Origin of the sequence: Pseudoalteromonas piscicida, assembly GCF_002744175.1 — a bacterium.
In the GTDB taxonomy this organism is placed as follows: domain Bacteria; phylum Pseudomonadota; class Gammaproteobacteria; order Enterobacterales; family Alteromonadaceae; genus Pseudoalteromonas; species Pseudoalteromonas piscicida_B.
Window position 1 is genome coordinate 1 of sequence record NZ_NKHF01000030.1, and the last position, 13,407, is coordinate 13,407.

13 protein-coding genes and 1 pseudogene are annotated in these 13,407 nt (G+C 42.6%); 9 read left to right on the forward strand and 5 right to left on the reverse strand.

The genetic code is table 11. The annotated features are described in order from the left end of the window. A partial coding sequence (locus CEX98_RS07165) for an integrase core domain-containing protein (protein ID WP_143484329.1) occupies positions 1–619 on the forward strand: 619 nt, incomplete at its 5' end. A 10-nt stretch (positions 620–629) separates the two neighbouring features. Further along, a pseudogene (locus CEX98_RS07170) lies at positions 630–878 on the forward strand (IS5-like element ISCca5 family transposase); the annotation flags it as partial. 85 nt (positions 879–963) lie between these two features. Here CEX98_RS07170 and CEX98_RS07175 read toward each other — a convergent pair. Next, the gene (locus CEX98_RS07175; RefSeq protein ID WP_099641420.1) at positions 964–2,199 is read right to left on the reverse strand and encodes an MFS transporter; all 1,236 of its coding nucleotides are present in this window, start codon (positions 2,197–2,199) and stop codon (positions 964–966) included. Between the two features lie 107 nt (positions 2,200–2,306). Between CEX98_RS07175 and CEX98_RS07180 the strand changes: the two genes are divergently transcribed. Continuing rightward, positions 2,307–3,197, forward strand: coding sequence for a LysR family transcriptional regulator (locus CEX98_RS07180; protein ID WP_099641421.1), 891 nt, complete (start codon positions 2,307–2,309; stop codon positions 3,195–3,197). Between the two features lie 4 nt (positions 3,198–3,201). Here the strand turns inward: CEX98_RS07180 and CEX98_RS07185 are convergent, their stop codons facing one another. Then, positions 3,202–3,648, reverse strand: a complete 447-nt coding sequence (locus CEX98_RS07185) for a MarR family winged helix-turn-helix transcriptional regulator (protein WP_099641422.1) — start codon at positions 3,646–3,648, stop codon at positions 3,202–3,204. A gap of 184 nt (positions 3,649–3,832) precedes the next feature. On the opposite strand from CEX98_RS07185, the gene CEX98_RS07190 reads away from it, so the two are divergent. Beyond that, on the forward strand, positions 3,833–4,261 hold the full coding sequence (locus tag CEX98_RS07190) for an organic hydroperoxide resistance protein (RefSeq protein ID WP_099641423.1): 429 nt from the start codon (positions 3,833–3,835) through the stop codon (positions 4,259–4,261). A 33-nt stretch (positions 4,262–4,294) separates the two neighbouring features. Here CEX98_RS07190 and CEX98_RS07195 read toward each other — a convergent pair whose 3' ends face one another. The 3 genes from CEX98_RS07195 to CEX98_RS07205 form a co-directional block, all read right to left on the reverse strand. Continuing rightward, the gene (locus CEX98_RS07195; RefSeq protein WP_099641424.1) at positions 4,295–4,738 is read right to left on the reverse strand and encodes a hypothetical protein; all 444 of its coding nucleotides are present in this window, start codon (positions 4,736–4,738) and stop codon (positions 4,295–4,297) included. 496 nt (positions 4,739–5,234) lie between these two features. Continuing rightward, positions 5,235–7,385, reverse strand: coding sequence for an ATP-binding protein (locus CEX98_RS07200; RefSeq protein ID WP_099641425.1), 2,151 nt, complete (start codon positions 7,383–7,385; stop codon positions 5,235–5,237). Next, positions 7,360–8,553, reverse strand: coding sequence for a sugar ABC transporter substrate-binding protein (locus CEX98_RS07205; protein ID WP_242441654.1), 1,194 nt, complete (start codon positions 8,551–8,553; stop codon positions 7,360–7,362). Before CEX98_RS07205 ends, CEX98_RS07200 begins: the two co-directional genes overlap by 26 nt. A gap of 221 nt (positions 8,554–8,774) precedes the next feature. On the opposite strand from CEX98_RS07205, the gene tmk reads away from it, so the two are divergent. From tmk to CEX98_RS07230, 5 genes are read left to right on the forward strand one after another with little or no spacing between them, the layout of a single operon-like run. Beyond that, complete coding sequence (tmk, locus tag CEX98_RS07210) at positions 8,775–9,428, forward strand: dTMP kinase (protein WP_099641426.1); 654 nt, start codon at positions 8,775–8,777, stop codon at positions 9,426–9,428. 1 nt (position 9,429) lies between these two features. Beyond that, the gene (gene holB, locus CEX98_RS07215; RefSeq protein WP_242441656.1) at positions 9,430–10,329 is read left to right on the forward strand and encodes a DNA polymerase III subunit delta'; all 900 of its coding nucleotides are present in this window, start codon (positions 9,430–9,432) and stop codon (positions 10,327–10,329) included. An 11-nt stretch (positions 10,330–10,340) separates the two neighbouring features. Further along, positions 10,341–10,664: a PilZ domain-containing protein gene (locus CEX98_RS07220; RefSeq protein ID WP_017217485.1), complete on the forward strand. Its 324-nt coding sequence runs from the start codon at positions 10,341–10,343 to the stop codon at positions 10,662–10,664. Positions 10,665–10,671: 7 nt separating this feature from the next. Beyond that, positions 10,672–11,466 (forward strand): TatD family hydrolase, encoded by a 795-nt coding sequence (locus CEX98_RS07225; RefSeq protein ID WP_099641428.1) that lies wholly within the window; start codon positions 10,672–10,674, stop codon positions 11,464–11,466. Beyond that, positions 11,450–13,288: an alkaline phosphatase D family protein gene (locus tag CEX98_RS07230; protein WP_099641429.1), complete on the forward strand. Its 1,839-nt coding sequence runs from the start codon at positions 11,450–11,452 to the stop codon at positions 13,286–13,288. The genes CEX98_RS07225 and CEX98_RS07230 overlap by 17 nt, the downstream gene beginning before the upstream one ends. Positions 13,289–13,407: the final 119 nt, after the last annotated feature.

Consider the following 13,407-nt stretch of genomic DNA (forward strand, 5'->3'; position numbering starts at 1 on the left):
GTTTAACCATAAGCGTATTTACCGCGTGTATTGCTTAATGGGTTTGAACTTAAGACGTAGAGCTAAGCGTAAATTGCCGCGGCGGGAGCTGCAACCACTTGAGGTTAAAAGTGAGGTGAAATACCAATGGGCACTGGATTTTACACACGACACACTCTATTGTGGAAAACGATTTAGAACCTTAAATGTGTTTGATGAAGCAACACGAGAATGCTTGGCTATAGAAGTGGATACATCGCTCCGAGCTGCGCGAGTTATTCGTGTATTAGAGCAGTTAGAGTCAGAGCGTGGAGGTTTACCAGTACAAATTCGCGTAGATAATGGCCCGGAACTAATTTCCAATAAACTAACAGATTGGTGTCATGAACGAGATATAAGACTCGCCTATATCAAGCCAGGGAAGCCGCAACAAAATGCTTTTATAGAGCGTTTTAACGGCTCATTTAGAAGGGAGTTTTTAAATGTTTACTTGTTTGAGAGCCTCAATCAAGTGAGAGATATGGCTTGGTACTGGCGTTTAGATTACAACGAAGAAAGAACACACGAAAGTATTGGTAACTTGCCTCCGGCGATTTACCGCACTAAGTTGGAAAACTCCAGTTTAGAGGTGTGCCATTAGAGGGGAAGTGGACACTATAGAGCCAGTCATCGGGCACATGAAACAAGACGGTCTCTTAGGGCTTAACCGCTTAAAAGGAAAGCTCGGTGACAAACTGAATGCAGTGCTTGCGGGTATAGGCCAAAACTGCCGTAAAATCCTAGCCCAACTGCGGCTCTTTCATGCCTGGATTTTATATCAGCTATTGGCGGCAAAAAAGCGCTGTGCAATAACAAAACTGTCGATAAAGCAAATGCTCAGTCTGGACTGGTACGGCTAGCCAAAGCATCAAAACGTCAATATTCAGGGGCGACTAAATAGGGAAGCGCCATAACCTATTAGCCTATCAAGCGCATCCCATTTACCTAACGACTGGTCGTCAAATCGCGACTAACACTACCTTTTTGAAAGTTTCTCCACATAATAGCTGTTATGGTTATCAATATAACTGCAGCAACAACTAAGGCGTTAAAATTAAGCATTTGGTTTTCGTGGGGCACGACTAACAGACTTGCAATGGAGCCGCCAGTCGCTATCGCAAAGTGCTGTAAGGCATTTTGTAGACTAATAAAAATGCTACGAGATTGGGCCTGCAACGAAGAGATAAGTTCTGTGACTAAGACCATCGAGCGGGAGGAACTTGCAACCACAAATAGGGTAAAAAATGCGGCTGAAAAATCATTTGAACTCATCTTAAAACCAATCAAGACCGCTAGTATCATTAAGGTACTGAGCAGATAAATAAGGTATGCCGTTGCCTGACTGCTCAGCTTACATCTTGCATATAGTTGAATAGCAATAAATGAACAAACCCCTCCGAATAAGTAGCAGGTGCCAAGTGAGGCGCTAGATATATTTAAGTTGGTGATTAGCATGACAGGAAATTGAGTTGAAATTGCAAATGTGCTCAGCACAACCGTAAACGTCATAAGTAGAGCATATCGTAGAACTTTGGTAAGTTGGAAAGGCTGCCTTGTCTGTGACTCAGGCTGATTGAGAAGGCTTGCGTTTTGGCAATGGGGAGTAAGTGCGCTAATTATTAGCATAAACAGTACTGATGCGACAGCTAATCCACAGCCTAATACTAGCATACCCAACTGCCATCCTTGGTTTGTAGTAATAAACAATAGCGCAGGGATCCCACCCGCTAAAGCTAAAGGAAATGCGCTTAACAGTATCGCAGTATCCTTTTTTTTATGGTCTTCATCGCTTAGTAAAATGACAAGGTTGAGATTAAGTACAACTAACGCACCACCACAAATGCCAGTTAATGCACGCACGGCTAACAGAGCGTAAAAGCTTTCGAGTGTTGGAGTCAGTAGGGTTAAGAATGTGATTGCCAAGAGTAAAGTAAAGAGCTTGTATTTCTCCAAAGAGAGGTTGTTTGTGCCTCGCACCCACAAACATACTAAGGCGGCGGCAATTGCATAGGCTGAAACGAGTAGCCCTGAATTAGAAGCATTAGCCCCAGCGCTTAGCGTCATCTGCGCACTAAATGGCACTATGATTAAGGCATCCAACGCGATTAAAAAGTGAATGACGAAGCACAGTCCAAATTTAACTTTTGGGCTTACTAAGGTAGTCATTGAAGTTGAAAACATAGACATCCTAAATTGATATAATTGAAGAATCTCTGATTGTATTAGCCTTAATAAGGTAATAAAGTGCTTATTGTTGAATTGATAAACCCACTATTTGGGCTAATAAGATGATTGATCAGATTGACCATCAGTGGCTTAAAAGCTTTCACTGTGTTTATGAATGCTTAAGCTTTAAACAAGCTGCTGAGTTTCTGGGTATCCCAACTTCTAACGTAAGTCGTCATATCGCATTACTTGAAGAAAAACTTAACGCAAGGTTGTTAGAGCGAACCACAAGGCGGATCTCAGTGACCGAGGCGGGTGAGCAGCTTTATAGCAGTACTAAGCCATTAACTGAGTCGCTGTCGGATGCTTTACAAGAAGTCAATAAACATGCTTGTACCCCAATTGGTCATTTGCGTATATTAATGCCAGATATTCCCATACTTGGGCAAGCTGTAGTCACTTTTTGTGCAGAGAACCCATTAATCTCAATAAGTTGCGATACCAGCCTAAGCCCAAGAGAAAATCTCTTGGATGGCTTTGATGTTGTGCTCTACTTTCATCGTGGCAAGCTTGAGGATAGCAATTGGGTAGTAAAAGAATTAACTCGATTACCTAGTGTTGTTGTGGCAGCACCTAGCTTGCTAGAGCAGCAAAATAAGCCTTATCGGTTGTCTGATCTTCAGACCCTTCCTTGTATTTCAACGCTTACAGCCGTAAATGGTACGCCTTGGATATTTAAGACCAAAGAGGGAAAGTTAACCACGGTGCATGTAAAATCAAACTTTAGGGTCAATAGTGGCTTTATGGCCAAGTCTGCAGCGCTATCTGGAGTTGGGTTTGCCATCTTGCCGCTGGATTCATGTAATGCCGAAATCGAGTCTGGCGATCTGATCTCGGTATGCTTGGAGCAGCAACCAGAAGATCTTGTGCTTTACGCGTTTTACGCAGGGCGCAAACATCTTGCCAAAAAGATATCTGCGTTTTTGGCACATTTAGAAGCAGCATTGCAGTGACTATCTAGTGATCTTCACTTAAAGCTAAATCACCATTAATTGAATCTAGCAATTCAATAAGCGCTTGAGCTTTTTGCGCATCGATACTCGGAAATTTACAGCGGATCTGCTCAGGAATAGTGGCAGCTTGATGCTGCAGCTCTTGCCCTTTACGTTGTAGTTTTACCACTCGTTTGCGTTTATCTTGTTCGTCTTTCACGATTGAAAGCAGGGCTTTGTCAGTCATTTTCTTTAAGATTTGTGTCATAGCACCGCCATCGATGGCAGTTTTCTCTAGTAATTCTGCAATGCTGATTTCATCTTTCTCCCAAAGCGCCATCATGACTACATATTGAGGATAAGTCAGGTCCAGTTGTTGTAAAGATGCTCTATACGCACGGGCGATGCTATTTGAAGCCATATAAAGGCGATGACAGATTTGGGCATCTAGCTTTAGCTGAGGGTAGTTCACTACTTATTCCCACAAAGTTGCAAAGTTATATTTTAATTTGTGTGCAAAGTATTTGCAATTCAAAAAAGTTGCGCTTATTATTTTGTGTGCAAAGTAAATGTTGAGTTGATACTACTTCATCGAGAGTAAAGTCTCGCTGCGTTAGGGTGTAAATACTCAAAAAGCAAAAACTTAGGAGAACGAAATGAAAACGCTACAAAGTATTGCATATACCGCCAAAGCAACCGCAACAGGTGGCCGAGAGGGGATAGCGAAGTCTGATGATGGCCGTCTTGATGTTGCACTATCGACGCCAAAGGGCTTAGGCGGTGATGATGGACAAGGGACTAATCCTGAGCAGCTATTTGCAGCAGGTTATGCGGCATGCTTTATTGGTGCATTAAAATTGGTGGCAGGCAAAGCAAACGTTAAGTTACCACAAGACACACAGATTAATTCTGAAGTTTCTATTGGGCCAATCGACGGTGGTTTCGGGATTGCGGTTAAATTGGCTGTGTCGGTTGGAGACTTAGACAAGGAAACGGCGCAGTCACTAGTCGAAAAGGCCCACGAAGTTTGTCCATATTCAAATGCTACCCGTGGTAATATCGCAGTCGAGCTATCGGTGATCTAACTGCAATAAAAGCCAGCGCTATGTCCTGCTGGCTTAGGTAGCTGTTAGCGGAGCGGTGATATTAAAACAGTGAATATCACCACCCGTTCTAAAGTCTAAGCGTTTCACCTGTTCAACTATCTCAACAGTATCATATCCGTTTAACAATCCGAACATCGCAGCTTGCTGGCCAGAACCAATAGCATACGATTGTTGCAGCGGCTCGGATTTACACGTTCCTTTTTTGACACAGCCATACCATACCCCTTTATCAGGGTGATACTTAATGAACTCTAGATTTTCTATGGTATCAAACTGATCCGTAGAAAAGTTGTGTTGAAGGTTGTGGATATCGCAGGTTTGCCCAGTGCAAAACACCCGCCATCCATGATAGTCAAACCACTTTTGGGCGTTATCGGTGACTATGAGCTTGTCTGTGGTGGTTCTGCTATCACAGGCTATTTCTGCTTTATTTGCATTATAAACTATGGTTGTCATTCCTTTTGACTCCTATGAAATTAGTTTCTCTAAAATCAACTACTTGCTGGAGGGTAGTCTGCACATTGAGTTGCGTAACATGCCTTAACGAATATCAATTGAATAAATTCTCCTATCATTTTGAAGGGCGAAGTACCCTATTAGCTGCATTAAATTTACTCCCTAAAATTGATTAGGTATTAATGTTGATTGGGATCACTTCCAATACTAGTTATGGGTGTGCAAACTTAATTTCCTACTGGGAATAGAAGCCTTAGCGAGAATAGGACGCCAGAGCGGTGCTACTAACGCAACTATCCCGCTTCAACACAGAGCACCTACATAAATCGATTGGTATAAATAATACACTTAGTCTTGTTTACCCAAGGTGAATAATTAACACCCCAAAATAATAACCACATGATTATATGATACTTTCAATGTTATTCAATTGTTAATTTTAGGTCTTGAGTAATCTTAATACAGATGTACAAATGAGGTAGGGCAAATTTGCCCGCTATTGGCATATCACGTTGATCACTTCATAAAGCTTTTTCATATCGATAGGTTTTGCTACGCAGTTATTAAAACCAAGTCGTTGATAATTCTCTAAGTCACCAGACATCACATTCGCAGTTACGGCAATAAGCGGCGTTTGTGTATCTAATTCACGGACTTCAGCACACACTTTGAGGCCATCTTTTCTAGGCATCTGAATGTCAACAAAGAAGATATCCGGCTTTATTTCACCATATTGCTCCATTGCCTCTACCCCATCTTTTGCTATGACAAGTGTTGCCTCGGTTGGTTTAATCATTGCGCTAAAAATTTTTTGATTGAGCGGGTTATCCTCAGCAAGCAGTAGGGTTTTTCCGTGCAACTGTGGGATCGCATGAAGGTCTTGAATATCTGGTTGTTCTGGTGCTTCGCAAACAGGTAATTCAATAACTACTTTAAATTCGCTACCTATGCCTTCTTTACTTGATACTGTTACCTTACCATTCATCAACTCCGCCAGTTGTTTTACTATGGCAAGCCCAAGCCCTGTACCACCAAACTTTCTGGTTGTTGATGAGTCAGCTTGTTGGAAGCGACTAAACAGTTTTTTTAGTGCAGCTTCAGAAATGCCCGGGCCTGTATCAATAACATTGATGGATAGTTGGTTACCGGCATCTTGGATCACAACGGTTACAGAACCATCACTGGTAAATTTAACCGCGTTAGAAATAAGATTTCGTAAGACCTGCTTAAGACGTAAAGAATCTCCGCGTCGATAGGGGCTAGCCAGGTCATCTGTGTTTACAATAAGGGCGATTTGTTTCGCTCCAGCGGTGTGGGTAAACTCTTGTTTTACATCAGCAACTATCCTTCTTATATCGACCGTTGTGGCTTCCATTTTGAGCTCTCCGGCTTCAATCTTAGAAAAGTCGAGTAGATCGTTAAGTAGGCTCAAGAGCGTTTCAGTTGATGTCATGCCTTGCATTATGAGCTCTTTGGAATCCGCTGCGTTTCTGTGGTGTTTCATTAGTTGAAATACACCATAAATACCATTGAGAGGGGTTCTTAATTCATGGCTCATGTTGGCTAGAAAATGGCTTTTTGCGCGCTCAGAGCTCTGTGCTTTCACTTTTTCATTTTCGAGTGAGCTGATCTGCTCCTTTATTTGTTTAGCGAGCTGATTAAGTGTCACTTGCAATGTTCTTAATTCTCTAAATTCAAATTCGTTTTTAGCAGACACATAGTGGCCTTTTTTCAGTCGTTCGCAGTGACGCTCAAGCGCTAGCATGGGTGTTGTTAGTCGTTTAGCGAGTCTTCTTAAATACCAAGTTAATAAAATAACCAACACCAGCCCAATCAGAACAATATACAAGACGGCTTTGACTATTTCATAGCTAAACACCTGCGCTTCGCGCTGTAATTTTAGATTGAGCGGTATCAAATCATCTTTGGGAGAATAAACTATACTTTTGTAGCTCCCGTTTTCACTACGTGGCATATTTGGTGTTTCGAGTATTAGGCCATCACTTGAGAACCATATTGCACCTTTTCGATGATGTGTCTCTAAGAAGGGGCTGAAATCGATTTCTAGATATAGCACGCCGGTATATTTATATGGGCGCATTAGTGAAGAAAGCTTTTGTCTAAGTGGTATGGCTAGAAATAGCTTTGCTCTGTCAGACGGTTGGCCTTCTATGGTGGCTACCGGCACAATCAGTTTGTCTATCTTTAATGTTCGGCGCTGTTGTGAAAGTATTTTATTGGCGTGTGTGCTAAACACGCTACTATTCCATTTTAAGGTATAAAATGGATAGCCTTCTACCGTAAAGACAGAACCGTCATTAATAAATGCTGACTTCACCATAGCCGTGTTATCGACCAAGTTAGTTAGGGCTTTTACAGCATATTGAGTAAACAACAGATCACTTGGAAGGGAAGAGAGAATGTGATCCTCACTTAGTGGTGCTACTTGATAGATGACCTCGTTGATGTGTGCCTTAAAGTCGCTAACTAAGCTCTCACTAGTGCGTTTTATGTCTTCTTGTTCTAATGTTGATTTTTGTTTGACGAGCGAAAACCCAACCATCGCGACCAACATAATAAGGAAGATTGAAAATAGCGCGGTTATTTTTTTTCTTATTTCATCAACGATGCTGCGATTTGTTTTCATTCTGTCCTGACTTTGTGACAATAAATTGCATGTATTGTGTTGTTTCTTCAACACTATACACACCACCTAGATAGCGAGTAAGTCCTTTTAACATCGCCTCCCAAATATAAGCCATGATCGGTTCGTTGGGCTGCGGATACGTTGCTTGTAGCGACGCAATTAATGTCGCTAAATTTTCATCACCGCGCTCAGTGAGTTGTTGCAGGCTATCACCATTTGCCGGGAGCGCATTGAGCTCATCCCAAAGTTTGTCTTGTATTGCTTGGCTTTGCATAAAGTCAACCAGCTTTTTTAAATAAGGACCTTGCTTTGATTCAATGGCATTAGCAGGAAAAGACAACACATGGGATGACGCGAAGGATGTGAGCCGGTGATTACCCCAATTAGGCATTGGCGCAACAGCCAAGTCATCCCCAAGCTTATCTTTGAGCTGTCGGTAAGCCCAAATACCGTTAACAAAATAGGTGAGTTTACCGGTTTTGAAGCGGTTCATTAAACATTGATAGGCACAATCTGCATCGATGGCAGTACTGTTTAATAGGACTTGATAATTTGACAGTGCTAAGCGCATTGCTCGAGTATCTAATTGCGGTTCGCCTGACGCGATAATATTGGGCTGAAGCGAATTTGCAAACGTAATAAACCAATACATCTCGTAGTAGTTCCAGCCCAGTTTGGCTTCATTGGAGTGGGTTTGCTGGACATAACTTTGTAGATCGGTAATGGGGTGTTGTGTGAGCGTGCGGTTATAATATTGTATTAAATGATTCCCAAACATGATGGGAACGCCTTTTAGCTCGCCGTTTACTTTGCTGTTTTCTACTACTTTTGGAGCTAGCTTGTTACTTAACCAAGACGGCGGCACTACAGAAAACTGCAGTTCAGATAACCCCATGTAGTCACTGGGAATAATAACTGCATCAGGTAATTGAAGGGCATCTGCATAGAGAAGTAGTTCACTTTTCAGCTGGTTATTATTGAAGGCAAGAATGTTCACTTTGATGCCAGTTTTGGCACTGAACTCCTCAAATAACGGTTGGAAATCAAAGTTCTCAAGGCCAACGGCAATATCAATGGTCGGGTGCTTGTTCATGTTTGCCTGTACGGGCCTTAAAAACGCCATGAGCAGCGATAACGATAAAGCAAAGTAAAAAAACTTACCTTTCATAGATATGGTCTTCCGTCACTAGCCGAAGCTGCTCTGAAGCGCAACGCATTTGATGAATATTATAATAACATAACAGATGTGCTTGTTATTGTAGTTCAAATCTCTTGTTTTTGAACTAAATCATGGTACTTATCTAACCATATCTGCCAATTCAGATTCGATCGTTCTGACAAAACAGGATAAAATAGCAGACAAATAAAAATGATGAGTACAACCTTGTTATGAGAAAAGGGTTTATGCTGGTCTGTGACGGCAGCAATGGTGCAGGTAAAACCACGGTGATTGCGGGTTTAGAAGCACATTTAAAACAACGCGGTATCGAAGTTGTAATGACGCGAGAGCCCGGAGGCACAGTCATATCGGAGAAAATTCGTGAAATTATCTTAGATCCAACCACGCCCGAGATGACAGATATGACCGAACTTATGCTGTTTGGTGCTGCGCGAGCGCAACACGTGCGCGAAAAAATTGTTCCTGCACTAGAACAAGGCAAAGTGGTGATATCGGATAGATTTGATGCAGCTACATTTAGTTTTCAGCACTATGCTCGAGGTTTAGATCTTGCAACTATCACGACGATAAACCAGTTGGCACTAGGAGATTTTAAACCCGATATGAACTTGATCCTCGACTTAGACCCTGAAGAAGGTCTGAAGCGTGTAAAATCACGGGGCGAAGGGTTAGATAGGCTTGAGGATGAAAAACAACAGTTTTTACAACGGGCACGGGAAGGATATTTAGTGCAGGCGGAAAACGATCCACAGCGATTCACTGTCATTGATGCAAGTCAAACTAAAGCACAAGTACTCGAGCAAAGTATCGCGTTATTAGACAGCTTGATAGCTAAGCACTTTCCTGCGGGAGTAAGTGACTAATATGCTTCCAAGTTGGCATCAGGGACCGCTAGAACACCTCACTCAAGCCAAACTAAATGGGCGTTTACATCATGCCCAGCTGTTGTCAGGTAAAAAAGGGGTTGGCAAATCAGCATTGGCATCCCATCTTGTTATGGCCCTGCTGTGCAGCGCGACTCAGGGGTTAAAGGCGTGTGGCCAATGTAAGTCATGTAATCTTAACTTAGCGGGTAACCACCCAGATAGATTGGCGGTTACGCCTGATGGCAAGTCAATTGGGGTTGATGAGATCAGAGATATTACTCATTTTCTTAATCATTCAGCTCAGCAAGGTGGCAATAAAGTAGCAATGGTTGAGCAAGCGCATTTAATGACTCACTCGGCCGCCAATGCACTGTTAAAAACCTTGGAAGAGCCAAATGCCAATCGGTATTTGATTGTCACGAGTGACGATGATAGTCAATTACCAGCGACAATCTTGAGCCGTTGTAACAAAGTGACAATACATTCTCCAAATAGTGCCGAGGCTGCCAGTTGGCTTGCAACAAGGAATATTAGCTGTGATTTTCCTTGGTTTGAGGAGTTCTCATTACAACCGTTTATCATTGAACATTGGCAGCAAGAGGGCGCCATCGGCGATGTTACAGCCCTTTACCATGCAGCCAACCAGCTTACAGCTGAAAGTGCGCAAGAAGTTGAAAAAATCCTACTAAAACAAGGTACACTGAGTGATGTGTTTGCACGGTTTATTTTAAACCGCTTAAAAAAAGCCATGTTACAAGGTGAAGGATTAAGCTTCACACAGTATCAAGGCTTGGTAAACCTAGTGCACCATTTTATGTACGAACAAAAAAATGTGTTAGGGTTAAATCAAAATTTGAGTATTTCAAATCTACTTTTCGCCCTGCAAAAACAGCTATAAAGAGGTGGTACATGCAAGAGTTACTTGCGGACTTTGAGGATTTAGATGAGCTTTATCGTTGTTATATGCCATTCCTTAAATCAGGTGGTATATTCATCAAGTCCAACGCACATTTTGATATGGGGCAAGAGCTGAAGCTTAGAGTAACATTACCAGATGCGTTAGAAGCCGATGAAGTAGACGTAGTCGTTGCCTGGTTGACGCCACAGGGTGCACAAAACTCGAACCCTCCAGGTGTTGGGGTTGCCTTTGTGGACGCGCCAGCACTGAACGACAAAATTAATAAATTGCTGGGTGCCACTTTGCACTCAGATAAGCCCACTTACACCATGTAGAGCCAGTATGATTGTAGACTCTCACTGTCATTTAGATAGACTCGATTTCGATAAGCTAGGCTTAAGCCTAGATGACGTACTTGCCAATGCAAGGGCAAAACAAGTTGAACATTTTCTGTGTGTTAGCGTAACGCTAGAACAGTTCCCGTCAATGCTGGAAAAGATTAGCCAGTATGAGGATGTGTCTGCTTCTTGCGGTGTACACCCACTTGATCAAAAAGATAAGCTTGATGCAGATAGGCTAATCCAGCTGGCAAACCATGACAAAGTGGTTGCAATTGGCGAAACCGGTCTTGATTATTATTACTCAAAAGATACACATCAAGTGCAGCAAGAAAGCTTTGCAGGTCATATTGACGTTGCGAATCAGTTGCAAAAACCCTTGATCATCCACACTCGAGATGCCAAAGCCGATACGATTGATATAATGCGTGCCCACAATGCACAAGATTGTGGTGGGGTATTACATTGCTTTACTGAAGATTGGGCAATGGCAAAGCAGGCGCTGGACCTTGGTTTTTATATTTCAATCTCGGGGATCGTAACGTTTAAAAATGCCACAGCACTACAAGAAGTCGTTAAACAAATTCCAATGGATAGGCTGCTAATTGAAACCGACTCTCCTTATCTCGCGCCAGTGCCACATCGCGGAAAAACCAACCAACCAGCCTATGTGCAAGATGTCGCCTACTATATTGCCGACTTAAAAGGGATAAGCTACAAAGCGTTGGCAGAGCAAACCACGAATAACTTTTACTCTTTGTTTAATTTGGTGAAACGCCAAGATGGCCGCACAACTTAAGCTGCTACCTCAGGTGTTGATGGGCCCGCTAGTGCGGCGGGCTGAACAAAACAAAGTTTGCTTCCAAATAGTCACCTGTCAAGCGGTGGAGGCTGAAGCTATCTTGCTAGGGTATGAAAGCCGCTGTGAGATTGAGACTTTTCAGTTGGGAACCTCTTGCTTTTTGCATTCCCTCATCGTGCACACGGAAGATAGACTGCCAACAGCAACATTACTGGAATATCAAATACGCATCGATGGTGATGTGTATCAACCCGAGCATCTGTTATATGGTGAGCAGCTGAGCTTTGCTATCCCTGATAAATTGAATCAGATTTTACATGGCTCATGCCGCAATCCGCATCACCATTCTAAAGATAGCTTACATACCGCAGACCAATGGCAGGAGCAACAGCGGGAGCTAGGAGAGCTAGGCGCTGATTTATGTATTTTTTCGGGCGACCAGATATACGCAGATGATGTTGCTGGCGCCATGCTTTTGGCTATTCACCAGCTGATAGCAAGGCTAGGACTGTTTAAAGAGTCTAAACTCCCCTTAACGCTGCCAAGCGACGACCAAGCGCAACTGTATCAACGCCACTTATATTTGCCCAAAACTCCATGGCAGACGCGATCCAAGTTTTCACCAGGCTACTGGTTTCGCAAAGATGAGCCACATTTTTCTAGTGTAAAAGCTTTTAATCACCTGATTTTCTTTGAAGAATTTATAGCATGTTATTTGCTCAACTTCTCTCATGTTGCTTGGCAATTGGTAGATTTTGAGGCGCTCCATTATGTCGGTGGCAATGATAAGCTTAGAGGCATTTTTGACACGGAGCTGGCTGCAATAAAAGGCTTTATCAATTCGCTACCAAGTGCCGAACGCTTATGTGCTAACGTACCTGTTCTGATGATGTTTGACGATCATGACGTAACCGATGACTGGAATTTAACTGCCAAATGGGAGCAGGCAATTGCAAATCATAAGGTCAGTCGTCGTATCATTAGTAACGGCGTGATCAGTTACTGGTTGTTTCAGGGGATCGGGAATGATGCGTTCGAATACAGCAAAGACTTAATCCAAGGGTTTAAAAGCAGCCTAGTCGAAAATGAATGGCAATTTGCAGCGTTTGATAAACAAGTTCGCCGTTTTAGCCATTGGCACTATTGTTTAGATACATTTCCTAAAGTGGTGGTGCTAGATACCCGTACTCATCGTTGGCGCAACGAGCAAAATTTCAATGAACCGAGTGGCTTGCTTGATTGGGAAATGCTGATGGAGCTGCAAGACACCTTAATTGACCACAGTGCAGTGTTGATTGTAAGTCCTGCGCCCGTATTTGGCGTAAAAGCGATTGAGACAATTCAAGCAATATTTAACGCATGCGGTGAGCCCTTGATGGTAGATGTGGAAAACTGGATGGCGCATGAAGGTTCAGCAAAAAAGCTGATAGAGATTTTTAAGCGCCCAGATACCCCAAAAGAAACCATTATTTTGTCTGGTGATGTCCATTACTCATTCTGTTTTTCTGTGCAGGCGCGCTTCGGACGACATGATAATCGTATTTGGCAGCTTACGGCTTCGGGGATAAAAAATGAATTCCCAAAACCACTTATCAATATCTTAGATAAGATGGATAGCATTTTATATGCTAAGTATAGTCCGTTGAACTTGTTTACTAAACGCTGGCAACTGTCGGTAAGCAAACATCCTTCATCGTTGAAAGAACATGGCTATCTTGTTTCTGATTCAGCGATCAGCTTAGTCACCCTCGACAAAGGTTTGCTAGAAAAATATGAGTTGCTGCACGGTAATGGGATCCATAGCCACTTTGATTTATAAGGTGGCAAGGTGTAGCGAGTAAACGACACGCTAAACCTATCAAAAAACAAATGTTCTTTTTTGCTTTTGCTATAGTTAGTATATCGCAGGCGGACATTTCGATTATATGACTCGACTTA